This is a genomic window from Priestia aryabhattai B8W22, from assembly GCF_000956595.1.
GTDB lineage: Bacteria > Bacillota > Bacilli > Bacillales > Bacillaceae_H > Priestia > Priestia aryabhattai.
Window position 1 is genome coordinate 15,382 of record NZ_JYOO01000043.1, and the last position, 24,220, is coordinate 39,601.

Genomic DNA, 24,220 nt, shown 5'->3' on the forward strand with positions numbered 1-24,220 from the left:
TCCTTTTTTTGTAGTAAACCCATCCAAAAACTTGGTTTATTTGCATATTCTCTATAGTCTCTTCTCTGCAGGAGTAGGCTCTATTTCTTCGATATGTACAAATTTTGTATATTGTATACAATATACACTTCTTAAATCTTTTTACGATTATATCATTTTTCAGATTTTTTACAACAATCAATAGTAAAAAATATTTCAATAATTCTATTTTTTATATTCTAACTAAGATTAAATGAAGTGATATGATATGATTATTTTTACACCTGTACGTTCTTTCACGCTATTTTTATACTCTTTCATCATCATGACATGAAGAGAAAGAACGGCTGATGCGATATTTATTTTAGGGGGAAACAATGAACAAGGGGCCTATGATTTATCATTCATTAAAAGATCATGTATATAACTACATAGCAAGTCAAATTCAAGAAGGTACACTGCTGCCTAACGACAAAATAAATGAAGCCAGTATTTGTTCTCAGCTGAATGTCAGCCGAACGCCTGTAAGAGAAGCGCTTATTAAATTAGCTTCAGACAACCTATTAGAATACAGACCGCGCAGAGGGTTTACTGTAAAAGAAATTGATACACAAAAAAAACTAGAAGTATTTGAAATCGTCGGTGCTTTAGATGGTCTGGCAGCTGCCCTGTCGATTGATCACTTAACGGAAGAAGATTTTACGAAGATGGATGAGCTTATTAAAAAAATCGATGTTTCGATTGAATTAGAAAATTATCAGGATTATCAAAAATATCAAACGTATTTTCATCGAGTCTATTTGAACCGATGCAATAATGTGGCCTTAAAAGAACAGCTTATGTCTTTACAAGACGGATTCATCAGACAAACGTACTTTAGCGATGACAATAAAGAGCTATACGCCATTTTACATGTAATGAATGAACATCACCGACATATTCTGAAACTTCTGCAGCAGAAAAAAAAGGCGGATGTTCAGCTTTACCTTCAAAATGTTCATTGGAAAATCGAATATCCAGAAATGATTTGATTAAAAAGAGATCGAGACATAACTAAATCAATTCAATCAACAGCTAGAAGCAACGAAATACATGAAACCTACGTTTATCATACCAATAAAAAAATCCGAACGAAGTTGATTCTTCATTGAGAATCTTAATTCATCGTTCGGATTTTTCTTTAACTAAAACACTTTTGTCCCAGCCTCTTTTATTTTGCTATAGCAGAACGCTGCTTTTCTTCTTTTACGTACCAAATGAATTTCCCTGTATATCCGTAAATAATCGCTAAAATAATAGAGACAAAACTGAGCCACATAAACGGCAGATAAGCGAATGTAGAAATTCCAAGCGTTGTAGCTAGAAATACACCGTTATCCGTCCACGGAACCATTCCAGAAGTTAAGGTTCCCCCTACTTCTGAGTTACGGGCAAGCACCAGACGCTGTATTCTTAACTTATCATAACTTTTCTCCATAATTTTCGGTGTTAAAATTAATGAAACATACATCGCACAACCAAATATATTTCCTAATAACCCAACGAAAATAGTAGAAGCCGTAACGTTTCCTGAATTGACAAGAATTTTTTCAAATTTAGATAGCAGGACTTCTAAGACGCCGAGCTCATCTAATAACCCGCCAAATCCTAGTCCAAAAATAATGACAATAATGGAACCTACCATACTTAAAATTCCGCCACGATTTAACAGCTCACTTAAAAATGTGTTGTCGGTATTAATTTTAAATCCTTCATAAGCCGTATTAAATGCGCTCGCCACATCCATATGTTGAAAGACAACTGCCCATATAATTCCTAATAATGAACCAATCGCAATTGCTGGAAGAGAAGGTTTCTTTAAAGCTAAAAGAACAATGACAGCCAATGCCGGAATCAGCATCCACCCGCTGATATGGAATGTATCCAACAGCGAAGATTTTAATTCTTCTACCCGTCCAGCATCAAAATCTTTTCCCCCATACATAAAACCTGTTACCGTAAATAATACTGCTGTAATGAGGTAAGCAGGAATATCCAACACTAACATTGCTTTTACGTGATCAATAACATTCACTCGAGCCATTGACGCAGATAAAATGGTACTGTCAGAAAGAGGAGAAAGCTTGTCTCCAAAATAAGCTCCTGAAATCACAGCTCCAGCTACTAACGGAAGCGGCATACCTAGGCCTTGTCCGATTCCCATCATCGCGATTCCGGCTGTACCAACCGTTCCCCAAGATGTTCCTGTTGAAATCGAGGTAATAGAGCAAATGATAAGTGTAGCAAGTAAAAAGAATGTTGGATTAATAAACTCTAATCCAAAATAAATAAGAGAAGGAACAACTCCTCCGGCAATCCATGTTCCAATTAACGTACCGACGGCTAATAAAATTAAAATAGCTTCTAGGCCGTTTGATATTCCTCTTGTAATGGCCCCTTGCAGCTGATTATACGTATACCCAAGTCGTACTCCTAGCGCCATAACAATAAACCATGAAATAAATAAAGCGAGCTGAATAGGTAAATTAAAAACAGTTGCAAATGAAATAACAACAGCTAAAAATAAAGCAAGCACAATCATTATTTCCCACATAGATGGTAAACGGGTTGTGTTCAAACTAGCTCCTCCTAAACTGGTATGTAGATTCTGGAATGTGGTATCGTTTAAGAGCAAAACGTCCTTATTTTTTAATTGTTCCTCTTACTGCTCCAACATATGTATTTCTATGAGTACTTAAACAATAAACTGCATCTTTTTAAGAACATAAAATAAGGATACTCGCGTAAACAATAAGCCATTTTCTTTTATCCAGTGGTCATAATACCATAAGAATGTGCTTTCTTACAAGACTCATTATAAAGCGCTTTCTGTTTGTTTATACATTTTAATATATAAATATATTTTCATTTATTTTATTCAACGAAAAGAGGAAAGTAATATGAAAGAATATGCAACGTTTGCAGGAGGATGCTTTTGGTGCATGGTCGCTCCTTTTGATCAGCTTACAGGAATAAGCAGTATCCGCTCGGGCTACGCTAGAGATAAACAAATCACTTCTAAAGCTTCTGCTCTTGTAGAAAAGGAAAACGAATACGTAGAGGCCGTGCAAATTGTATGGAATCCTTCTCAAATTACGTTTGAAGATCTGCTTAATCTGTATTGGCAGCAAATTGACCCTACGGATTCCGCCGGACAGTTTTCAGACCGCGGACCATCGTATCGAGCCATCATTTTTTATCATAACGAAAAGCAAAAAGAAGCGGCTCTCGATTCTAAAAGAAAGCTTGCCCAAAGCGGACGTTTTAACAATCCTATCGTCACACCTATTTTACCTTTTTCTTCTTTTTACGAAGCCGAAGAGCAGCATCAGGATTATTATCGAAAAAATGCATTTCACTATAAATTATACAAAGAAGGCTCGGGGCGCACTGATTTTCTGACGCAGCATTGGCCCAAGGACCGCTCTTACCTTAAAAAGATCCTAACGCCTATGCAATATTTTGTTACGCAGGAAAACGGTACCGAACCTCCTTTTACAAATTTATATTGGAATAACAAAAAACAAGGAATTTACGTTGACCTTCTAACTGGAGAAGCACTGTTCAAAACGTCAGATCAGCTTCCTTCTCATACAGGCTGGCCCATTTTTAAGCGCCCTATCTTATACGGAAACATAAAAAGAGTGCCGGCGCAGCATTCAACAGCGCTAAAAAGCAAAGAAGGAGATAACTACCTGGGTTTACTTTTAACAGAAGAAAACAGCGGATACTATCAAGTGAATTCCGCGGCTCTGCGCTTTATTCCAAAAGAGAAGCTTAAAGAAGAAGGCTATGAAGATTTTTTAATTTTGTTTTGATGCCTATACTTTTTTAAAAGGGTAAAAATAAGCGGTTACTTTCTTTGCGTAGTGTACAGTTAAATCATGATGGTCCGGCGGACGCAAAAAAGGCTGAGTGATAGAATCATCTCTTATTTCACACTCTCCTTTTTGCAGTTCCCAAGGGTCATGATAAAGATCTCCTCTGTAGACATTTCCTTGATGAGTGGTAAATAAGCAGTAGCGCTCTGTAAGCCAATGAGCTAGTTCTCCTTTTTTACTGTGATAGGACGGAGAAGTACCTCTATATGTAAGCTTTACTCGCTCTTTTTTTGAGTCTCTGTGCGTTCGAACTGACTGAAAAGAAATATAGTTCTGAGTTTTGTTGAATGTCATAGCAGCGCGGTAATAAGGCAAGTGAAAAAAGTGACGAGCAATCCATACTCCTAGTGGGTTGCTTGCGTCTAAACTAAAAAAGTAAACGCCTTTTTCCCCTTTATATGTAACGTATGTACGCACATTTAGCTCATATAATCGTGAAAAGACGGGCACGGCGGGGGTCCCTTTGAATCGAATGTCTGTCATCGTAAAGGGCACAAGGGCAATCCACGCTTGACCATTATAGGTGTCAGGCTCTAACTGACTCGGCAATAAAGAAGCCAGAAACGCCGGATCTACAGGCCAATGAATAAACAGTAAATCTTTCCACGTTTGCTTCATTATCCAATTGTTTTTCACTTCTTGTTCTCTCCTTTTTCTAGATGTTCTTTTCCATCAATTCAGCGGCTGCCGATTTCCCTGACAAATATGCGCTCTCTAACCGTGAGTGGTTCGTCTTATCTTCCCTTCTTAAAAAAGCATCTCCTGCCACCAGTAGCGACGGCATAATTTCGATAAAGGGCTGGTGAAGAACTTGTTCAACCTCTGCATAGCGCCATTTCTTTAACTGAATGCTTTTAATATGATTTGCACCTATCGATTCTTTTATTTCATTTTTTATCGCCCGCAGCAACTCATGTTCATGTTTATCAAAATGTTTTTCTGACCAGTCTTTATTCATGTATACGCTAAGAACAGGCGTCTTTGATATTCCTTTTTGCTCATGATTCACGATTCTTTGAATGGTGCCAGATGGATTCGTGAGTTGACCATGATCACCATACAGCATCTCTGTATAAAGCTCTACGATAGCAACCAAGCAAGGAGTGAATTTCAGTGTGTTAAGGATAGATCGGTCCGCCTGTAACCTACTGCTATTAAGCACCTCAATAACCTGAGGAGACGGAGGTGTAAGAATGATATCAGTCGCTTCGAAAATCTCGTTTTCTTCTGTATAAAGCTGATACCTCCCGTTTTGAAAATCAATGGTTTGAACTTTTCGATTCATATATACACATAGATCTTTTGCTAAATATTTAGCTAACGCATTCATGCCATTAATACTTTGATAACGAGGGTGATGGTCACCAAACCACTTCTTAACTTCTCTATCGCCTATCCATTTATTTACGGCTTGCTGAAATTCATCGGATCTCACTGTAAAAAATTGAGCTCCGTGATCTGCTTTTCCCTCTCCTACTCTTCGGGTAGCCATTCGTCCCCCTACACTTTTACCCTTATCAAGAAGAAAGACCTCTATTCCTGCTTTTTGTAATTCAGCCGCTGCTGTAAGGCCTGTCATTCCTGCACCTACTATTCCTACTCGTTTCATTTTTTCCTCCTTATTTAACTCATTTACTTACAGTATAAAAAAAGCGGAATGATTGAGCTAATTTAAACTGTCTTTTTCATTTACCTTTGCCCCTGCTTGTCTCAAAAAAGTAGTCTACGATTCCTTTCAGCTGAGTATACTTGTTGTATACAAATATACCTTTACCTGCTAGCACGTCTATAGATAGGAGGACTGTCACATGATGCTCTATGATATTAAGCACAAAGTATATTACGAAGTATTTAATACAGCTCGCCCTAAAATGAAGGACTCTCACCAAGGCCGAAGCTGGGGATATGTTTATAAAAATCTCAATGGACAACCTACAAAATTTTGGATTGACTTTACGCATGGACGTTTTATGTACTTTCAAGTTGAAGACAAGTGGTATCGGGTGCAATATTTGCAGTCCAATGATAAGAAAAAAACAGCGGATGTCTTTAAAGGCGCTCTCATTGACTTGATTTTAGATGGAATGGATCTCAAGTTAGTACGAGGAAACTTTGAGAAGAGAAGACTCTTAGCTTTATAACACATAGAAAAACAGCCGTAAAAGCAGGACTGCTTTTACGGCTGTTTAATTGTACGAGGAGTAATCAATATTTCAACCCTTCTATTTTTCGCTTGCCCCTCTGCTGTATTGTTAGATGTCACCGGTTTGAACTCTCCAAATCCTTTTGCACTGAACATGCTTGGATTAAGCTTATCGTTTTTTAAAATAACTTTCATAAAGTTAACTGCTCTCATCACGCTTAACTCCCAGTTGGATTCAAAACCAGCGTTGCGTATAGGGACGTTATCGGTGTGACCGCTAATAATAATATTACGAGGAGGATCAATCACCAAAAGCTCTGAAATATCATTTGCAATTTTTGTATCTTCACTTCGAACTTGTGCTCTTCCCGAATCAAACAATACATTGTCTCGAATGGAAATTAAGAGACCTTCCTCGGTTAGCGAAGTCTGTAATTGATTTGTTAAGTTTTTCTTTTGAATATACGCATTAATTTTAGATTGAATTTGCTGAAGTTCTTCTTCATCAGCTTCTCGTATGGTTTGCTCCTTTTGTTCGCTCGTTAACGATTGTGAAGAAGCAGAAGACTGATTAGGAGCTGTCTCCACTTCATTTGTTTTTTCCGTACTTTTAGCTGCGGGAGTATTTGAAGGCTGAACCGCTTCTTCAGATTCCTCCAGAGATTGAAATTCCATCACGCCCGTTCCTCCAACAAACGCTTCATTAAATGCGCGAGAAAGGTTCTTAAATTTTTGCGCATCCACTGAGCTCATTGCAAACAATACAATGAATAAAGCAAGTAAAAGTGTAAGCAAATCTGAATAAGGAAGCAGCCAACTTTCGTCAACATGGTCCTCTTCATGCTTTCGTTTTCTGCGTCTACTCATTTATACCCACTTCACTTTCTTGAAGAAGCTTTTTACGTTCCGCTGTGGGCAAATAAGAAGCCAGCTTTTGCTCAATTACTTTTGGTGTTTCTCCTTCTAGGAGTGAAAGCACTCCTTCGATCATCATATACTTTACCTTTACTTCATGTTTCGATTTACGCTTTAGTTTATTTGCAAACGGATGCCATAGTACATACCCAGTAAAAATACCAAGAAGCGTAGCAACAAACGCTGCGCTGATCGCATGTCCTAGCGTATCTGTGTCTTCCATGTTCCCAAGCGCAGCAATTAACCCTATAACAGCTCCAAGTACACCCAGAGTTGGAGCATATGTACCTGCTAAAGCGAAAATACTTGCACCCGTTTGATGTCTTTCTTCCATAGCATCAATTTCTTCAGACAACACGTCTCGTATATAATCCGCACTTTGACCATCAATAGCTAAATTCAAACCATTTTTTAAGAAAGGGTCGTCTACATCAATAATTTGGGCTTCAAGTGATAGTAACCCTTCTTTTCGAACAACTTGTCCCCATTCAGAAAACATGGATACTAAATCAACAGGCTGCAGCATTTTTTGTTCTTTAAACAGGACACCAAACAGTTTTGGGACTCTCTTGATTTCATTTGAAGGAAATGCAATCACTACTGCTCCGACGGTTCCGACAATAATAATTAAAATAGCAGCGGGATTTCCTAACACAGATGGATTAACCCCTTTGAAAAACATGCCTACAATAAGAGAGGCTATTCCTAAAATCAGTCCAATAAAAGATGTTTTATCCATATGTAATTCTCCTATCCTTAACTTCCTGTTCTTTCTTTTTCTATATTTTATCCTCACCTTTTATTTCGACTATTTCATAGAATTTTTAAGCTTTTTATGAAGCATATTTACAATTACATCTTTTCTCTATTATAAAAACACTTTTTTCAACTTTTCATACAGAATATCTGAAGGTCCAGCTATAATTGCTACAATTTGATTTTCCACATAAATAGCAGCCGTCATCTTATTATCAATATCAGCTAAAATTGCAAACCCGACGTTAATGTTCAACTTTATTCACCTCTGTAACGTTCTTGTTTATTCAACATATAAAAAGAACAGTCTTACCATTTATTTTTCCGTGTTTTATTGACATTTGTAAATTTTATATTAAGATTATGTAAATGAGTTGACAAAATGGAGGTGATATTATGCTACTAGAAAAATACTGTAAAAACACTGATTTAATGATTATCCAGTTTACAATCGAACTAACAAAAGACATTCACGCTAAAATCTCCGCACGTACTTTATTTTATGAAGAACAGGTGATACGTTATGCTGAAAAAAGAATACGTTCTTTCTTACACCCTCTTTCCCTTAAACATACGCTAAAATTTGTCTATCAATCTGAAATACTACAAACTATTCTATTCAAATTAAAACCAACTTTTGAGCAGCAGCATGTACTGCGCTGTATTTCATCTTAAAAAGGAGTTCCCTTCAGCGGAAACTCCTTTTTGATTTGATTCTACGATATAGACGATATGCTTTTCTGATAACGTTTAAAAGCGGGTACGGCAAGCGGATATGGTATTTATCAATAAACGGATAAAAGGTGTAATAGGCTTTTACAAGGTCTGTCCATTTTTTATCAATACCCTTCTTATAAAAGTCAGAAATATCCACCACATACCCTCTTCCATCTTTCATCATGACATTTTTGCCATGCACATCATAAGGGTTTAACCCCTGGCTTCTTGCATAGTCCAAAGCTTTGTTCACATCTTTTATGACTTGTTCTGGAATCTTTATTCCCCGCTGTACGGCATCATACAAAGTAACGCCTGTAAGTCTTTTTAAAATCAAGTACGTCTTTCCCTCATGGAAAAGTTGAGAATAAGCTGGGTGAACGCCCAGCTTTCTATACACTTGCGCTTCTTTTTTTACACCATAAACGTCTCTTCCGTACACTTTTACGACAAATTCAGGATAATTCTCGTGCATAAACACACCGGCATAGTTTCCTTTACCAATAAGTACCCACTCTTTTGTTTTGTTCGTAACTTCAACTGGATCATAGTCACTTTCACTTTGAATCATAACTTGCGTTAGTAATGATGTTTCAACTAGCGACACTAACTGTTTAATTGTTTTATCCATAGTCCCCTCTAAAAATCCTTCAGTAATCTCTATCAAATATTACCCTATGATAAATCTCAATGCAGGATGTGTCAATAAATTGACAGCCTGATATAAAGAGGGAAAGTATTCCCGTTCATTCAAGACTGCGTGTGAACTTTGTGAACATTCACATTCAGTTCTTCTTTCATATTCAGCATAACGCCCGCCATCGGAGCAATAGACTCGGGCTTAGTCAGTTGAAATAAAAAGCGCTTTGTCATTTCTGACAGAAAAATAGTTACTATTTCAGTGATATAGTCCATGCCTCTTTCCGCTTGATGCTCAATCCCAAGCGGCATATACATATAGCTTGGGACATCAATGGACCCTCCTTTTTCAAAACGGTCAGGTAAAAATTCACTTGGCTCTAAAAAATAATCTTCATGGCGATGCATCATATAAGGGCTAATTAACATAATCTCCCCTTTTTTAATGCTGTAACCATCTATTTGTATATCTTCACGTGCTTGACGTCCAAATAGCCAAAGAGGCGGATACAGCCTCATGCTTTCAGCAATTATTTTGCGCATATAGGTCAGATTTTTGGTTGAAAGTGATTCACCGCTAGCATAGGCTTGAATTTCTTTATGCAGCTGAAGGTGCTCCCTAGTATTTTGAGACAGTAAATGAATAGACCAGCTGCATACGTGCGTAATCATTTCATACATCGAAAGGAATATAGAATTTAGCTGTTCATATATTTCTCTTTCATCGATGTCTTCCCCGTGAGAATTTAATACATACTGCAGTAAATCATTTCCTTCGGTTTTGTTTTGAACACGCATTTGAACGCGTTCAAAAAGGAGTTGTTCTAGCTGCTCATCTGAGTCAGGCTGGTGCAAAGGTAGACGAATATAAATTTTGCCTAACTTTTCTTTTTTTCTCATAAGCGCTTGAACATAGTGAATTTTATCTTTATCCTCAATCGAAATGCCAAATACAAGTTGAAGGAGTACAGCTACGACTATTTGTCTGATGTCTTTTACTATCGTTCGAAGCTGCCCTTCTTCCCACGTTTCCATATGCTTTTCAATTATTTTTGCGATTGCTTCCTTATTATAAGTTAGATGTTGTTTAAGTTGTGAGGGTTGAATGGGGCTCATGTATAATGCTTCATCTGTCCATAACATTTCTTCACCTAGCAGCATTTTAAACATATGCGTTAGTTTAATTTTTTGAAACGCCTTGCTGTTTGTAATGACTACATCTTTAATAAGTTGAGGGTCTCTCGTTACATAAAAGCGTTTGTGCGCAACTCTAAATGTTGCAATTTCTCCATACTGAGTCAAGTTTTCCAAAAAACCCAGTGGGTTCTCTCTAAACTTTTGCAGGTGACCGGTAAGCTTATACGACGAGGGGCCCTGTATAACCGGCAATGTTATCACTCCTTTTCTAAAAATGCGGGACTTAAACAAATAAAAGAGTAGTCCACTAAAGACTACTCTTTTTCACACAAAGATATGCTATTGATTTTCACAAAAAATCTTACTTATTATTCCATATTGATCCATACGCTTTTCACTTCAGTGTAATTATCAAGCGCATAGCTTCCCATTTCACGACCAATTCCCGACTGTTTATAACCTCCAAACGGGCTTGCTGCATCAAATACGTTGTAACAGTTCACCCAAACTGTACCCGCTTTAATACCATGAGCAATATAGTGTGCTTTCTTTAAATCCTGTGTCCAGACGCCTGCTGCTAGACCATATGCTGTATCATTTGCTTTGGCAATCAAATCATCAAGATCGTCAAATGGCATAGCAGCTACAACCGGACCGAAGATTTCTTCACGAGCAATCGTCATCGAATGATCGACATCTGCAAAGATAGTCGGTTCTACGAAATAGCCTTGATCAAACGGTATGTTTCCTCCTGCGAGTACTTCCGCTCCTTCTTCAATTCCTTTATCAATATAGGTTTTCACTCGTTTTTGCTGCTGCGCAGATACAAGCGGACCCATTGTTGTCTCATCAGCTAATCCATTTCCTTGTTTAATAGATTTCGTTTGAGAAACTAAATCAGCTACGACATTATCATATAAGCTTTTTTGGACATACAGACGACTTCCGGCACAACATACTTGTCCCTGGTTAAACATAATACCTGAAAGCGCACCAGGAACAGCTTTTGTTAAGTCTGCATCCGGGAGGATAATGTTTGGTGATTTTCCTCCAAGCTCTAACGTCACACGCTTTAAGGAGTCACTAGCTTGTTTCATAATTGCTTTTCCGACAGCAGTAGATCCCGTAAAAGCAATTTTATCGACAAGATCATGATGAACGAGCGGTTCACCTGCTGTTTTCCCGTAGCCTGGCACAATGTTTAGCACGCCTTTTGGGAACCCTGCTTCATCGGCTAGTCGAGCTAAGTAAAGTGCAGAAAGCGGCGTTTGCTCGGCTGGCTTGAGCACAATTGTACATCCAGTTGCCAAAGCGGCTCCGAGCTTCCAAGCTGCCATTAAAAGCGGAAAGTTCCACGGAATAATTTGGCCAACAACTCCTACTGGTTCATATCTCGTATAGTTAAAATACGCTCCTTGCACAGGAATAGTTTGTCCAACCATTTTAGTTGACCACCCAGCAAAGTAGCGGAAATGTTCAATTGCTAATGGAATGTCTGCATTTGATGTTTCACGAATTGGCTTTCCGTTATCAAGCGTTTCAAGCTGCGCAAGTTCCAATTGATGTGTTTCCATTAAATCAGCTAATTTATAAATGAGTCGACTTCTTTCAGCTGCTGACATCTTTGTCCAAGGTCCATGATCAAACGCTTCTCTAGCCGCTCTGACGGCACGATCAATGTCCTCCGGATTTGCTTCAGCTACATCTGCCAACTTTTCACCCGTTGCTGGATTTACTGTTTCAAACGTTTTTCCTGAAACAGAGTCTACCCATTCACCGTTAATGTATAGCTGTTTAACTCCTTTTAAAAACTCCACTACTTTCGGACTCATTTCAACTTTTTTCGCTCCAAGATTTTGCATCAAATACATACCTCCCCACGAATTTTGAAAACGCTAACAATGAATATTTTACCATGTTATCTAGTAAAATCAACAATTTTGCATACAATATTCTGAATTTTTCTACATGTATTCTAGCTATCTAAAACTTATCTTACTAGTACAAATGTCGAAAGAGGCGAAACGTTTACGGTATTTCCTTTCACCGTACGGAGCGTTTTTGTTCCTGCCTGCTCGCCGTCAACAAGTACCCTCCACGTTCTGTTAGAAGGCAAATGAACCGTTTGAGCTTGTTTATTTGCATTATGAATCACCATTATTTCGTTTGCTTTATCTTTGTTGGCTTTAGCATTTAACGTATAGCCTACTACGTTTGCTGGTGCATCAACAAAGCGTAAATTTTGATGAATAGCCTGTGCACTCGTCATTCTAAATGACGAATATTGCTTTCGAAGCGCAATAAGTCCTTTCATGTAATTTACTTCTTGGCTGAAAGCTGCTCGGCGTTTCCAATCTAGCTGATTGACAGAATCGGGTGACTGATAGCTGTTATGGTCTCCGTCTTTTGTTCTCATAAACTCTTGACCTGCATGTATAAAGTTCATTCCTTGAGATGTTAAAATAATAGAAGAAGCAAGCTTGTGCATTTGCTTTTTCGTTTGCTCGGTGTCAGCAGGGTTCGTCAGCTGAAGTTTATCCCATAACGTATGGTTATCGTGCGCTTCTACATACGTAACAACTTGATCTGGATCTTCATACGTGGCAGTTGAACGATCATAATCAATTCCAGCTGCTATACTTTGCTGTATGAGCTTTTCTTGTCCCTGTTTTCCATTAACAAATCCGGTGTCACGATCAAAAAATACGCTGCCTTTAAGACCATCTCGCATACCGTCATTAAAGTGAGCGATGCGCTTCATATCTTGAGCGTTTTTCTGGTTAGCTTTGAGCTTAGCGTCAAGCTCGGTTCCTAGATCCCAGCCCTCTCCTAAGACGATAATGGAAGGATCAATTTCATCTAACTTCTTTCTCACTTCATTCATTGTCTTTGTATCGTGAATCCCCATTAGATCAAAACGAAACCCGTCAATATGGTACTCTTTTGCCCAATAAGCAACAGAATCTACAATAAACTTCCGGACCATCTTCCGTTCAGAAGCCGTGTCGTTTCCAACACCTGTTCCGTTGGATAGAGTTCCATCTTCTTTATAACGGAAGTAGTAGCCTGGAACTAGTTTATCAAAGCTATGCTCACTCACTGCATACACATGATTATAGACAACGTCCATTACCATACGAAGCTGCTTGTCATGAAGCGTTTGAATCATTTGTTTAAGCTCAATAATTCTAGTATTGGGATTATATGGGTTTGTTGAATAAGAACCTTCTGGGACGTTATAATTTTTTGGATCGTACCCCCAGTTAAACTGCGGCTCATTTAATTTCGTTTCATCCACCGTGCGATAATCGTAAATAGGCAGGAATTGAACATGCGTTACACCTAAGTCTTTAATATGACTGAGTCCTGTTTTTACTCCATTTGGTCCTTTCGTATTCCACTCCGCTACGCCTAAATATTTCCCTTGATTTTTGATACCGCTCTCTTTTTGAGACGATAAATCTCGCACGTGCAGTTCATAGATAATCGCATCTTCTGGATTTTTAAATTTCGGCTTATTTGCACTCCACTTTTTTGGATTTGTCTTAGCCAAATCTACGACAACTCCGCGATCTCCATTCACCGTTGTTGCTCGTACATATGGATCAACCGCTTCGTTCCAGCTGTTTCCAATTTTCACTTTGTACGTGTAAATTAGTTCATCTTGATTTCCTTTTAACTCCGCTTTCCACGTTCCTTTTTCACTTTTATTCATAGAAATTTCTTTTATAGTTTTCGAGTTCCATGACGAATAAGTCACTAGCTTTGCTTCGCTTGCGGTTGGAGCCCACACGCGAAAATTTGTTTGTTTCTTAGAATATGTGTTTCCTAAATCATTTCCGCTATAGGCATACTTTTCATCAAATTCTTTTGTACGAACGACATTTCCATTGACTACGTCAGCTGAGCCGTAGCCTTTTTGCTTAACTCTATATGTTTTTGTAACGTCCAAAGGCTGTTTTGTTATGATTTTAACTTTAGCAGTAACAGCGTCTCCTCCATCTTTATAAGGTATCACTTTCTCAATTTGAGCTCCGTCAATTTCAATGTCTCCTAAGCTCTTAGAAGAGTCAAACGGCACGTTTGTTTCTAAGGTAATTTGATTAAATGTATCCATCGTCGCTTTCATGATTTTCCGAGTGATATCTACTCCATCTCTATCATAGTAAATCCGATTTTGCCCTTGAACAATCCATACTTCTACATTCCCATCTTTACCAATCTTGGTAATAAAACGGTTTCCTCCGTCTTTATTTTCCCAATCGCTGTCACTAGTAGAATGGCGTACAATAAAACCAATTTTGTCAAATAAATTGCCAGTTCCACTGTTAATCGTGTAAGTTGCTTTCTTTCCAAAATTCGTGTCTTCCGTAAATACGATTTGCTTGCCTTCTTTTTCATCACCTGGCCATGTCCAAATGTTCCATCCGCTGTAATCTCCGTCATATCGATGATAGTTTAAGGTAACGTTTACTTTATCAAACTTCGGTAAATCTCGGTATTCACCGTCAGGAGGAGACGTATATGTATATTCATCTCCACTTTTCACCCATACTTCTCCTTCACCGTTCTCTACTGAAACGAAGCGGTCTCCTCCATCTTTTTCCCACGACTCTGTTCGTACAATAAAGCCTACTTTGTCATAAGTACCGGGTAATTCAACTTCCGCTATTTTTCCAAATTGATCTTCCCCTGTAAACGCGTAAGGCTTCCCTTCTCCTCCTTCAGGAAAAACCCATAATCCCCATTCTTTTGTATCGTTCGAAGCAGGCTGATAGTGAATCGTTAGTTTTGTAGTATCCGCTGCAGATGCAAACGATTGCATAAACGGGCTAAAAAAAGAGCTTACCAGTAAGAGCAAAGCCATCAGTACCATTGCATATTTAGTCCAACTACGTTTCAATTAAAACCCTCCCGTAAAATAGAGTACGTACACATTTTTCACTATAACCTTTTTTGAAAGCGTTATCATAAGTATTTTTTCCTATTTTATGCTGATAAAGAAAAAAATCCATAGTTAACAATGTTAACTATGGATGCCTTATCTCTTTTACACTTCTGCTGTTTCAGGCGAGATGGTTTGATCGTTGTATACGTTTGTATCTAGCTCTTTTGTCAGTTTACTAGTTACGACTCCGGCTGTCATGCTTCCACTTACATTAAGTGCCGTACGTCCCATATCAATCAATGGTTCTACTGAAATTAATAACCCGGCTAGCGCTACGGGCAAATTCATAGAAGATAATACAAGTAAAGCCGCAAATGTCGCTCCTCCGCCAACCCCTGCTACGCCAAACGAACTAATTGCTACAATGGCAATCAACGTGAAAATAAATGAAGGTGTTAAAGGATCAATACCTACCGTTGGCGCAATCATAACGGCTAACATAGCTGGATATATTCCAGCACATCCGTTTTGACCAATTGTAAGACCAAATGAACCTGCAAAATTCGCAATTCCTTCTGGAACCCCTAACTGTCTTGTTTGTGTGTTAACATTCAAAGGCAATGCTCCAGCACTTGTACGGGAAGTAAAGGCAAACGCCAATACAGGAAATACTTTCTTAACATATGTGACCGGATTTACACCGATAATTGTTAGAATAACTAAGTGAACAATAAACATAGCTGCCAATGCGACATATGATGCTACAACAAATTTTCCAAGTTTAACAATTGCATCAATATCACTCGTTGCTACTGTTTTGGTCATAATTGCAAGTACCCCATAAGGAGTTAAACGAAGAATTAGCGTCACTACACGCATTACAATTGCATAAAGCGTATCAATAATTTTTGAAAATAACGCTGCTTCCTCAGCCTTTTTACGCTTCACGCCTAAATACGCAATTCCAACAAATGCCGCAAAGATGACAACGCCAATCGTGGAAGTTGAACGTGCGCCTGTTAAATCAAGAAACGGGTTAGCAGGTAATAATTCTACTACTTGCTGCGGGATTGTTTTTGCTTCTAAACTAGATAAATTGTTTTCTAAGTCCTCTCCACGCTGAAGTTCCGCTTCCCCTTTTGTGATTTGGACAGATTCTAAATTAAAGCTCGTTGTTGTAAAAATACCAATTGTAGCTGCTATCGCTGTTGTGACAAGCAAAATCCCAATAATTAAACTACTAATCTTTCCAATATTGCTCGTCAATTTTAAGCGAGTGAATGCCGCTACAATCGATACAAATACAAGCGGCATGACAATCATTTGAAGAAACTTCACATATCCGCTTCCTACAATGCTAAACCAATCAGCGGTCGTTATCGTTACTTCATGAGTCGGCCCATACACCCACTGAAGAGCAAAGCCAAAAATAATCCCCAGTCCAAGCGCTGTAAACACACGCTTTGAGAATGATACATGTTTTTTCTGCATCATAAACAGCCCCGCAAGCAATGCCAGCATAATAAGGATGTTTAGAATGACTAATAAGTTATTCATAGATGTTCCCCCTGTAATTTTTTCCATAAATTATGTCTCTATTACTTATAATACAACAATACCAATAAGTCAACTGGGTTTTAGGTTTTTTCCTAAAGAAAGTTTTTTTGAATAATTTTGACAAAACAAAAAAGCTAAGGATTTTCCTTAGCTTTCTATTTTACGCTTGTATGTACTTCAGTGGTCTTTTGCTCCGTTACCAGAGATGGTCTTTCTTTCATCACACCAAATGTACTACTATTCATATATATAGGATTACATTTCATATAATTCATTTAGCCATTTTACAAACAAATGTCTAGGTAATTCTAGTTCGTGAAGCTCGACATATTGAATATCAGATAGCGTCGTTCCTCTAGCCATATAAAAGTACCACTGCCAGCCAATATCTTTAGCAATGGCATAGGATTTAGCTAGATCTTGCCTATTATCTCCCTGCTGCATATCATTCATCCACTGCGTTTCATCCGCTTCATACTCATAATAATGGAGAGTATATTTATCACACCAATACGTAAGGTCTTGATGGGAAAAAGGATTTTCTCCGTCACATACTTGAAGCAATAGCATTCTTAAATTTTCCGGTGTATACGGTAATATAATTTTTTGATCTGCACGTCTCATTTTGCTACCTTCCTGACATGTTCGTTTCTTTTATTACATCATGTACGGCTGCGTTTAGCAATAAGAAATGGATGACGTTTTCATTACTTTTCGTTTACAACATTTCATTTGCTTGCAAAAGCCGCCGTATCTTCCACATACAGAGGCAGTCGGATTTTCACAATCGTCCCTCTTTTCTGTTCACTCTCAATCTGCAGAGTACCCTGATGATCATGAATAATTTTAGAGCTGATTGTTAATCCAAGCCCCATTCCTTTTTCTTTTAAAGTAAAAAACGGTTCTCCTATATGTTCTAGACGGTCTTTAGAAATTCCTACTCCTTCATCTCTAACTTCTATAAAAACATAGTCATCCTGCGCTGTTTTGATCGTAATGTAGATATTTCCAGGCTTATCCATGGCTTCAATTGCGTTTTTAAAAACATTCAGTAATACTTGGATAAGGTGATTTTTATTTCCATATACGCTCGCGTTATTTGTTTGTTCATCGTATAAGAAGTCAATATTTTTCAATAAAGCTTCATGGGAAGTTAAACTCATTACATACTTAACCGCTTCTGTAAGAGAAAACACGCGAAAATGTTCACTTTCAGGTTTTGACAAAAGGAGCATTTCACTGACAATACCATTAATTCGTTCCAGCTCATCAAGCATGATGTTAGCATACCCTACCGCGGATCGGTCTGTTTCTTTCATGAGCTGAACAAACCCTTTAATACTCGTAAGCGGATTTCTAATTTCATGGGCAATTCCAGCAGCTAATTCGCCTACTACAGAAAGCTTTTCCTTTTTTATCAGAAGCGCTTCTGCAAGCTTTTGCTGAGTGATATCTCGTCCAATCGTGATAAGAGCTTTTCTTGAGCCATCATCGAAAAACACAGGTACTTTAATAACATCAAATGTTTTGACCTCGCCGTTTGGTACTTCAAATGCTTCTTCCATGCGTACCTTTTCCTTTTTTCTCCAAGCTTCTTCATCTGATGAAATACAGTGTAAGAAAGCGGCTTGAAAGAAAGGCACAAGCTCCCCAAGTTCTGCATCAGTTTTCCCCCTGTAATTAATACCCTTTAAATGATAAAGTTCTCTTCCAAAATCATTCACCGCCACCCATTTGCCAGCTCCATCTTTAAAACAAATAAAATCTGGCATTGAGTTTATTAATGTTGCAAGCTGATACTGTTCATCAGACACCTGTGTATGAACGGAACGCTTATGAAGTAAGTAAAACGTGCCAGCCGTTACGCCTACGAGTAAACTATCTTTTATCAAACTGCTAAGAGCATATGCTCCTTTAAAATATGCCATTGTTTGAAAGACGATGTACACCCCTACAAGCAGAAGACCCGCTACCGCCGCTGCTTTTCGTACACCCTCCCTATTTTTTATCAATATTTCCCACCAGCCTTTGTTTTTTACGTTAACACTCTCTATGTCTTATCAATTAAGTTCTGAACATTCTTCTTACTTTTAAACTAGTTTACCTTATTTTTTTATTCTTATCTAATACCTTTTTTCATTACTTTTGACACAGTTTCTTTTATCCCCCTTTATTTGTTTCCGCATTTTCATTTTATTTGAATTATTTTCTCTATCAAAATAGGAATTTAGATACGGAATAAACTGGAACATTTAGGTAATAATGCTCTTTTTTGTATTTTCTTAATATTGTAAATTCGAATAGCACCAACCACATCGATAAATTTAGGGGGATTTTAATGAAAAAAACCGTGATTTCTTTGGCTGTAGCAACCAGTTTGACTTTATCTTTTACAAGTGTACAAGCTTCTACTTCTGCAAATGCTTCTCACAATCAAAGTTCCGAACAAAAAGTATTAAAAAAAGTCAATGCTGAGAAAATTTATCAAGACATTGCGTATCTCTCAAAAAAACCTCGTGTGGCAGGCACTGAATCTGAACGCGAAGCTGCTACATTTGTTCAAAAGCGTTTGTCTAAACTAGGCTATGAGAGCGCAGTAGAGCCTTTTACATTTACCGGTTACACACCAGCAGCTAGTTTTTCACTAAGCGTAAACGGTACCAGCTACTCTCCCACAACTTTTACTTATAGCACCAATGGAAATGTCACAGCTGAAATTGTAGATGGAGGACTGGGTACAAAAGATAATTTAGCAAACAAAGATGTGACAGGTAAAATTGTATTAGTTCAGCGAGGCACTATTACTTTTGGTGAAAAAGTATTAAATGCTGCTGAAAAAGGGGCTGCAGCAGTCATTATTTTTAATAATACAGACGGTGAGCTAAACGGAACGCTTGGCGGCGCTAATGATAACTACATTCCGTCTCTTGCTGTTACCAAAGAAGAAGGTGAAAAGATTCTTACTTCTATTCAAAAAGGCGAAAAGCCTTCAGGTACAGTAAAAATTGAAGGAGCTGTCGTAAGTGAGCGAACATCTTATAATGTAACCGCTACTAAACCTTCTACTTTTAAGAAAAAAGGAACAAATGATATTATTGTAGTAGGTGCTCATCATGATTCTGTGGCCGGAGCACCTGGGGCAAATGACGATGCTTCTGGAACAGCAACGGTGCTTGAATTAGCTCGCGTATTTAAAACTCTTCCTACTGATACAGAACTGCGATTTGTTACATTCGGAGCTGAAGAAGTAGGCTTACTAGGATCCGAGCAATATGTTAGTGAGCTATCTGAAGATGAGAAAAATCGTATTGTTGGAATGTTTAATTTAGACATGGTAGGAAGTCGAGATGCGGGGGATTTGGTGATGAATACAGCTGATGGAACACCAAATCTTGTCACAGAATTAGCTCAAGCTTCAAGTACAAGATTAAATGGATCACCTACGCCATTCCAAGCTGGCGGCCGCAGTGATCACGTTCCATTTGCAGAGGAAGGAATACCGGCTGCTCTATTTATTCATAGTCCGTCTGAACCTTGGTATCATACGCCTGAAGATACCCTTGATAAAATAAGCAAAGAAAAACTTCAAGATGTGGCTGAGATTGTTGGAACAGCTATTTACGATCGTTCCCGTCCCGACCAACAAGGTTCTTCCGTTAAAAAGAGAGCAACATTTAAAGCACCTCATCTTTATCACGAGCAAGATGTCAAATAAGAATCTATCCCTGTTATTCATACATGACAAAAAAGAGATGTTTATGCATCTCTTTTTTTGATAAGCAGATTTCTCAAAGTTTTAAATTCATTATGCTACAATTATTATGGAGGAACCTCACTTATTGTTTACATAAAAATTTTGAACAAAAGAGGTGTATTTTTTGGATTTTACGGTAGACCATTCAATTCTTTTATTATCTATTCTCCTTGTCATAGGGGTACTTACTGCTAAGTTCTCTACTCGCCTTGGCGTCCCTTCGCTTGTACTCTTTATTATTGTAGGAATGGTTGTTAGCCACTACATCTACTTTGACAATGCTCTTTTAACACAAGGATTCGGAATATTAGCGCTTATCATTATTCTTTTTGATGGGGGCGTGCAGACCAAATGGAAAGATGTCAAACGCGTCGTTCGCCCTTCCGTTTCATTAGCTACTTTCGGAGTCCTCATTACGACAGTTTTAACGGGTGTACTTGCCAAATATATTTTGGGTGTTACTTGGCTTGAAGGCTTTTTATTTGGGGCAATCGTTGGCTCTACGGATGCTGCAGCCGTGTTCTCTGTACTAGGGACACAGAACATCCGCCAAAAACTAAACTCCACGCTAGAAGCAGAATCTGGTTCCAATGACCCAATGGCCATTTTCTTAACTGTTTCTATTATTGAATTAATTCAACATCCAGACTCTCCTATTCTCTCATTAATCCTCAATTTCTTTTGGCAAATGGGAATCGGGCTGGTACTTGGTTTAGTACTTGGAAAAGCATCCGTTTGGATTATTAATCGAATTAATTTGGATTCTTCAGGGCTTTACCCTGTGCTTACATTGTCATTGGCCGCCTTAACCTACGGAATTTCCACATTTGTAGAAGCAAGCGGTCTACTTGCTGTATACGTAATGGCAGTGGTAGTAGGAAATGCAGATCTAACTTATCGTCACACAATTGTCCGCTTTAACGAAGGTTTTGCATGGATGATGCAAATTTTAATGTTTATTTTACTCGGCCTTCTTGTCTTTCCTAGTCAACTGCTAGATATCATTTGGCAGGGTATACTGTTATCTCTTTTACTTATGTTTGTCGCTCGTCCACTCGGCGTATTTCTTTCGATGATGTTTGCTAAATACTCATCCAAAGAAAAACTGTTTATTTCTTGGGCCGGTTTAAAAGGAGCTGTTCCAATTGTATTGGCTACTTATCCTATGATGGCAGGTTTGGAGAACAGCACGCTTATTTTTAACGTCGTTTTCTTTGTTGTCTTAACTTCCGCTCTTCTTCAAGGAGCAACAATCGCTCCTTTAGCCAAATTTCTAAACCTTTCTCAAGGTGAAAAAGAGACGGTTCCTCACAGTCTCGAGCTTGTTTCGATGGGCAAAACCAAAAATGAAATGATTGAGTTGAAGCTCGTGGAACATGCAGATATATCAGGAAAATCGCTTGAAGAACTTCACCTCCCTGAAGACATTTTAGTGACTGCTGTTATTCGAGATGATAAATTACTTACACCTAGAGGAAATACACAAATTTTTGCAGGTGATACATTATATATTCTTATTTCGAAGAAAAAACGAGATAAAGTAAAAGCATTTTTCCAAAAAAATACGTCTGATGGGCATGAAAGAAAAGGAAAAACCAGTTAAAAAATTGGCGAAAGCTTTTACTAGAAAAACAGCACCCGCTTATTGAACGGAGTGCTGTTTTTGCTGCTGCATCAAATAAAGAGATTTATAATTGGGGTGATGTTTTAAAAGTTCTGAGACCGTTACAAATTTATACCCCTCTTCCTTTAACTTTGGTAAAATTTGTTTTAATGCTTCAATGGTTTGGGTTCGATCTCCTCCAGTATCATGAAACAATACAATATCTCCTGACCTGGCATGGTTAAGCACTTGACTTACAATTTTACCTACGCCTGGATTTCTCCAATCAAATGTATCTTGATGCCAAGACCAAAGAATAATAGTATACTGCTGATTTTTAGCAGCTTTTACTACCTGATCGTCATAATAGCCAGTAGGTGGACGAAACAGGTAAGGTTTTATTCCTGTAATAGCTTGTATACGTTCATCCGCTTTTTCAATTTCTTGTTCAATTCTCTCTACTTCCTGGCCCCTTACTTTCAAATGGCTATATGTATGATTAGCAAGTTCATGACCTTCACGAACTTCTCTTTGAGCAAGCTTGGGAAAAGACGTTATTCGATCGCCGACTACAAAAAAAGTTGCTTTGGCACCGTACTTTTGCAATAAATTTAAAATGGTCGGCGTATATTTAGGATCTGGTCCATCATCAAATGTAAGCGCAATTAACTTCTCATCTTTCATGGGAACTTCCCACACGATATCTCCTTTTTTTTCATAATAAAATCTGCTCTTCTTTTCAGCATCCGCCTGAATACCATAGAAATTAATGGAAACAATAATGATAATTGACAAGCACCATTTCACTCAATGACCTCCTTTTTTGTCTAGGTGTGATTCATGCGTATTGTCAATAAACGCTTTAATACCAACTGCAAATAATCGTTCATCACCCAAACACACGCGCTGTTGACGGCGATTAGCTGCAGAAGTTGATTTACGGTTTTTCATAGTCTTCTCTCCATTACTAATTGATTGTGTTTTTAGCTTTACCAAAAAGTCAAAAATAAACCTACGGGTTCTAACATGGCGAAAACATTTTTATATAGTAACTACACGCTGTCTAGCGTTTTGAATAGGAGATATATACATGCGAAAATTTTATTTAGCGCTTCTGTTAATGATAAGCGGAACCATGGTTATACTGCCTTCTGTTAAAGCAATCAGTGAAAGCAATGAGAAACATCAGCAGCTCACCGTAAGCGAACAAGGATATTCTCTTTCATTGCCCGGTGAATATACGCTTCAAAAAGAAGAAGATGGAAAAGATATTCTTTTTTCAACCAAGACTCCCTATACCTGGATGCGAATTGAAGTCCTTTCCGGGAAAGAAAGTACAAGCAAATCATATCTAGATCGTTCAAAAAAATTGTTTGATGACCAGTTTGGAAAATCGTTAAAAATTTCTTCTCCATCCCTATTTATTCAACCAACTGTGTTTGCATCTACATCCGGAAGTAAAAAAGAAACGGCAAAGCTGTATGTACTAAGAGAAACAAAGGGGCACCCTGCTTTAAAAATCACGATGGTTACGGCTAGAAATTCTGATGATGAAAAAAAGTTAATTTCAATTGTTAACTCAGTCAAAACGCATGAATGAAAATAGATAAGGAAGCCAGCTATGAAAAAAAAGATATTTCTTGTTTGTTTTATATGTTTGATGAGTGGCTGCTCAACTGCTTTTCGTGAAGAGCTTATCAACACACAAGAAGAAATTCCAAAAGAACGCTTGCCACAGCAAAACTTCACCTACCCTTACAAGGGAAGCAGCAGAACAGATGTGGGTTATCTTAAAAGAAGCAGTAATCAAAATTATACGCTTTACGTATTGGAAGGATACGAGTTTACAGAAGAAGAACCCCGAAAAGATGTCATTTACAATAAAAAAAATGATGCTTTGTGGATGCGGATTGAAGTGTTTCCCTCAAATAAAAGTGCAGAGGAGCTTAAGAAAGAAACAAAAGGAATCTTAAGAGCAGGCTTTTCGGAAGTGGCTTCTCTTGACACGCACATCATTCACCATAGCTTAGAGATAGAAGCTGCGTACAAAGCGTCCGATGATAAAAGTAATGCATACGGCTTTCTTGTTCGAAAGCAAAATCAACACCCTACTTTCCGATTAACGATCTTTGCTCCTAAATCCGAAAGGGATTTAACTCCGTTTTTAGAAATGGCGAGAACACTTCAAAACGCATAGATAGATCTAAAAAAA

At 38.0% G+C, this 24,220-nt stretch carries 23 protein-coding genes; 8 read left to right on the forward strand and 15 right to left on the reverse strand.

The genetic code is table 11. The features are described 5' to 3' along the window. Positions 1 to 356: 356 nt before the first annotated feature. Positions 357 to 1,010 carry a GntR family transcriptional regulator gene (locus N178_RS23120; RefSeq protein ID WP_045295170.1) on the forward strand — a complete coding sequence of 218 codons (654 nt, stop codon included), beginning with the start codon at positions 357 to 359 and terminating at the stop codon, positions 1,008 to 1,010. A 179-nt stretch (positions 1,011 to 1,189) separates the two neighbouring features. Here the strand turns inward: N178_RS23120 and nhaC are convergent, their stop codons facing one another. Further along, on the reverse strand, positions 1,190 to 2,596 hold the full coding sequence (gene nhaC, locus N178_RS23125) for a Na+/H+ antiporter NhaC (protein ID WP_045295172.1): 1,407 nt from the start codon (positions 2,594 to 2,596) through the stop codon (positions 1,190 to 1,192). A 322-nt stretch (positions 2,597 to 2,918) separates the two neighbouring features. On the opposite strand from nhaC, the gene msrA reads away from it, so the two are divergent. Then, positions 2,919 to 3,836, forward strand: coding sequence for a peptide-methionine (S)-S-oxide reductase MsrA (gene msrA, locus N178_RS23130; protein WP_045295174.1), 918 nt, complete (start codon positions 2,919 to 2,921; stop codon positions 3,834 to 3,836). Between the two features lie 3 nt (positions 3,837 to 3,839). Here the strand turns inward: msrA and N178_RS23135 are convergent, their stop codons facing one another. Together N178_RS23135 and N178_RS23140 are read right to left on the reverse strand one after the other, a co-directional pair. Then, positions 3,840 to 4,535: a YqjF family protein gene (locus N178_RS23135; protein WP_045295176.1), complete on the reverse strand. Its 696-nt coding sequence runs from the start codon at positions 4,533 to 4,535 to the stop codon at positions 3,840 to 3,842. A 19-nt stretch (positions 4,536 to 4,554) separates the two neighbouring features. Beyond that, a complete protein-coding gene (locus tag N178_RS23140) occupies positions 4,555 to 5,508 on the reverse strand; it encodes an NAD(P)/FAD-dependent oxidoreductase (protein WP_045295177.1) in 954 nt (317 codons plus the stop codon). Between the two features lie 199 nt (positions 5,509 to 5,707). Here N178_RS23140 and N178_RS23145 point away from each other — a divergent pair, with 199 nt between their 5' ends. After that, positions 5,708 to 6,040: a hypothetical protein gene (locus N178_RS23145; protein ID WP_043982072.1), complete on the forward strand. Its 333-nt coding sequence runs from the start codon at positions 5,708 to 5,710 to the stop codon at positions 6,038 to 6,040. A gap of 35 nt (positions 6,041 to 6,075) precedes the next feature. On the opposite strand, the gene motB is transcribed toward N178_RS23145, so the two are convergent. The 3 genes from motB to N178_RS27250 form a co-directional block, all read right to left on the reverse strand. Then, on the reverse strand, positions 6,076 to 6,909 hold the full coding sequence (motB, locus tag N178_RS23150; RefSeq protein WP_045295182.1) for a flagellar motor protein MotB: 834 nt from the start codon (positions 6,907 to 6,909) through the stop codon (positions 6,076 to 6,078). After that, positions 6,902 to 7,696, reverse strand: a complete 795-nt coding sequence (gene motA, locus N178_RS23155) for a flagellar motor stator protein MotA (RefSeq protein ID WP_013056745.1) — start codon at positions 7,694 to 7,696, stop codon at positions 6,902 to 6,904. The genes motB and motA overlap by 8 nt, the downstream gene beginning before the upstream one ends. Before the next feature lie 129 nt (positions 7,697 to 7,825). Further along, positions 7,826 to 7,969 carry a hypothetical protein gene (locus N178_RS27250; protein ID WP_014460421.1) on the reverse strand — a complete coding sequence of 48 codons (144 nt, stop codon included), beginning with the start codon at positions 7,967 to 7,969 and terminating at the stop codon, positions 7,826 to 7,828. A 140-nt stretch (positions 7,970 to 8,109) separates the two neighbouring features. Here N178_RS27250 and N178_RS23160 point away from each other — a divergent pair, with 140 nt between their 5' ends. Then, a complete protein-coding gene (locus N178_RS23160) occupies positions 8,110 to 8,388 on the forward strand; it encodes a hypothetical protein (protein ID WP_045295184.1) in 279 nt (92 codons plus the stop codon). A gap of 13 nt (positions 8,389 to 8,401) precedes the next feature. Here N178_RS23160 and N178_RS23165 read toward each other — a convergent pair whose 3' ends face one another. The 7 genes from N178_RS23165 to N178_RS23195 all read right to left on the reverse strand — a co-directional run bounded on the left by N178_RS23165 (position 8,402) and on the right by N178_RS23195 (position 18,663). Continuing rightward, positions 8,402 to 9,061 carry a serine/threonine-protein kinase gene (locus N178_RS23165; protein ID WP_045295185.1) on the reverse strand — a complete coding sequence of 220 codons (660 nt, stop codon included), beginning with the start codon at positions 9,059 to 9,061 and terminating at the stop codon, positions 8,402 to 8,404. Positions 9,062 to 9,180: 119 nt separating this feature from the next. Further along, positions 9,181 to 10,467, reverse strand: coding sequence for a cytochrome P450 (locus tag N178_RS23170; protein WP_080890244.1), 1,287 nt, complete (start codon positions 10,465 to 10,467; stop codon positions 9,181 to 9,183). Between the two features lie 107 nt (positions 10,468 to 10,574). Beyond that, a complete protein-coding gene (locus N178_RS23175) occupies positions 10,575 to 12,068 on the reverse strand; it encodes an aldehyde dehydrogenase family protein (protein WP_013082880.1) in 1,494 nt (497 codons plus the stop codon). A 128-nt stretch (positions 12,069 to 12,196) separates the two neighbouring features. Next, entirely contained in the window at positions 12,197 to 15,082 is a 2,886-nt protein-coding gene (gene pulA / locus N178_RS23180) for a type I pullulanase (protein WP_375156322.1), read from the reverse strand. 174 nt (positions 15,083 to 15,256) lie between these two features. Continuing rightward, the gene (locus N178_RS23185; RefSeq protein ID WP_045295186.1) at positions 15,257 to 16,651 is read right to left on the reverse strand and encodes an L-cystine transporter; all 1,395 of its coding nucleotides are present in this window, start codon (positions 16,649 to 16,651) and stop codon (positions 15,257 to 15,259) included. 255 nt (positions 16,652 to 16,906) lie between these two features. Next, on the reverse strand, positions 16,907 to 17,275 hold the full coding sequence (locus N178_RS23190) for a hypothetical protein (RefSeq protein ID WP_045295187.1): 369 nt from the start codon (positions 17,273 to 17,275) through the stop codon (positions 16,907 to 16,909). 104 nt (positions 17,276 to 17,379) lie between these two features. Continuing rightward, the gene (locus N178_RS23195) at positions 17,380 to 18,663 is read right to left on the reverse strand and encodes an ATP-binding protein (protein ID WP_045295188.1); all 1,284 of its coding nucleotides are present in this window, start codon (positions 18,661 to 18,663) and stop codon (positions 17,380 to 17,382) included. Positions 18,664 to 18,989: 326 nt separating this feature from the next. Here N178_RS23195 and N178_RS23200 point away from each other — a divergent pair, with 326 nt between their 5' ends. Both N178_RS23200 and N178_RS23205 read left to right on the forward strand, forming a co-directional pair. Beyond that, positions 18,990 to 20,366, forward strand: a complete 1,377-nt coding sequence (locus tag N178_RS23200; protein WP_045295189.1) for a M28 family peptidase — start codon at positions 18,990 to 18,992, stop codon at positions 20,364 to 20,366. Positions 20,367 to 20,529: 163 nt separating this feature from the next. Beyond that, positions 20,530 to 22,008 carry a potassium/proton antiporter gene (locus N178_RS23205; protein ID WP_045295190.1) on the forward strand — a complete coding sequence of 493 codons (1,479 nt, stop codon included), beginning with the start codon at positions 20,530 to 20,532 and terminating at the stop codon, positions 22,006 to 22,008. Positions 22,009 to 22,047: 39 nt separating this feature from the next. Here the strand turns inward: N178_RS23205 and N178_RS23210 are convergent, their stop codons facing one another. Both N178_RS23210 and N178_RS27255 read right to left on the reverse strand, forming a co-directional pair. Next, positions 22,048 to 22,815 carry a polysaccharide deacetylase family protein gene (locus N178_RS23210; RefSeq protein ID WP_045295191.1) on the reverse strand — a complete coding sequence of 256 codons (768 nt, stop codon included), beginning with the start codon at positions 22,813 to 22,815 and terminating at the stop codon, positions 22,048 to 22,050. Further along, the gene (locus tag N178_RS27255; protein WP_013056734.1) at positions 22,816 to 22,959 is read right to left on the reverse strand and encodes a hypothetical protein; all 144 of its coding nucleotides are present in this window, start codon (positions 22,957 to 22,959) and stop codon (positions 22,816 to 22,818) included. It lies immediately after the preceding gene. Between the two features lie 139 nt (positions 22,960 to 23,098). Here N178_RS27255 and N178_RS23215 point away from each other — a divergent pair, with 139 nt between their 5' ends. Continuing rightward, positions 23,099 to 23,608 carry a hypothetical protein gene (locus N178_RS23215; protein WP_045295193.1) on the forward strand — a complete coding sequence of 170 codons (510 nt, stop codon included), beginning with the start codon at positions 23,099 to 23,101 and terminating at the stop codon, positions 23,606 to 23,608. A gap of 21 nt (positions 23,609 to 23,629) precedes the next feature. Further along, positions 23,630 to 24,205, forward strand: a complete 576-nt coding sequence (locus N178_RS23220; RefSeq protein WP_045295195.1) for a hypothetical protein — start codon at positions 23,630 to 23,632, stop codon at positions 24,203 to 24,205. Positions 24,206 to 24,220 lie beyond the last annotated feature (15 nt).

Excerpts from the sequence above, each read along its gene's own strand:
- N178_RS23120 (WP_045295170.1), top strand. The coding sequence starts at position 357 with ATGAACAAGGGGCCTATGATTTATCATTCATTAAAAGATCATGTATAT.
- msrA (WP_045295174.1), top strand. The coding sequence starts at position 2,919 with ATGAAAGAATATGCAACGTTTGCAGGAGGATGCTTTTGGTGCATGGTC.
- N178_RS23140 (WP_045295177.1), bottom strand. The coding sequence starts at position 5,508 with ATGAAACGAGTAGGAATAGTAGGTGCAGGAATGACAGGCCTTACAGCA.
- N178_RS23145 (WP_043982072.1), top strand. The coding sequence starts at position 5,708 with ATGATGCTCTATGATATTAAGCACAAAGTATATTACGAAGTATTTAAT.
- motB (WP_045295182.1), bottom strand. The coding sequence starts at position 6,909 with ATGAGTAGACGCAGAAAACGAAAGCATGAAGAGGACCATGTTGACGAA.
- motA (WP_013056745.1), bottom strand. The coding sequence starts at position 7,696 with ATGGATAAAACATCTTTTATTGGACTGATTTTAGGAATAGCCTCTCTT.
- N178_RS23160 (WP_045295184.1), top strand. The coding sequence starts at position 8,110 with ATGCTACTAGAAAAATACTGTAAAAACACTGATTTAATGATTATCCAG.
- N178_RS23165 (WP_045295185.1), bottom strand. The coding sequence starts at position 9,061 with ATGGATAAAACAATTAAACAGTTAGTGTCGCTAGTTGAAACATCATTA.
- N178_RS23175 (WP_013082880.1), bottom strand. The coding sequence starts at position 12,068 with ATGCAAAATCTTGGAGCGAAAAAAGTTGAAATGAGTCCGAAAGTAGTG.
- pulA (WP_375156322.1), bottom strand. The coding sequence starts at position 15,082 with ATGGTACTGATGGCTTTGCTCTTACTGGTAAGCTCTTTTTTTAGCCCG.
- N178_RS23185 (WP_045295186.1), bottom strand. The coding sequence starts at position 16,651 with ATGAATAACTTATTAGTCATTCTAAACATCCTTATTATGCTGGCATTG.
- N178_RS23190 (WP_045295187.1), bottom strand. The coding sequence starts at position 17,275 with ATGAGACGTGCAGATCAAAAAATTATATTACCGTATACACCGGAAAAT.
- N178_RS23200 (WP_045295189.1), top strand. The coding sequence starts at position 18,990 with ATGAAAAAAACCGTGATTTCTTTGGCTGTAGCAACCAGTTTGACTTTA.
- N178_RS27255 (WP_013056734.1), bottom strand. The coding sequence starts at position 22,959 with ATGAAAAACCGTAAATCAACTTCTGCAGCTAATCGCCGTCAACAGCGC.
- N178_RS23215 (WP_045295193.1), top strand. The coding sequence starts at position 23,099 with ATGCGAAAATTTTATTTAGCGCTTCTGTTAATGATAAGCGGAACCATG.
- N178_RS23220 (WP_045295195.1), top strand. The coding sequence starts at position 23,630 with ATGAAAAAAAAGATATTTCTTGTTTGTTTTATATGTTTGATGAGTGGC.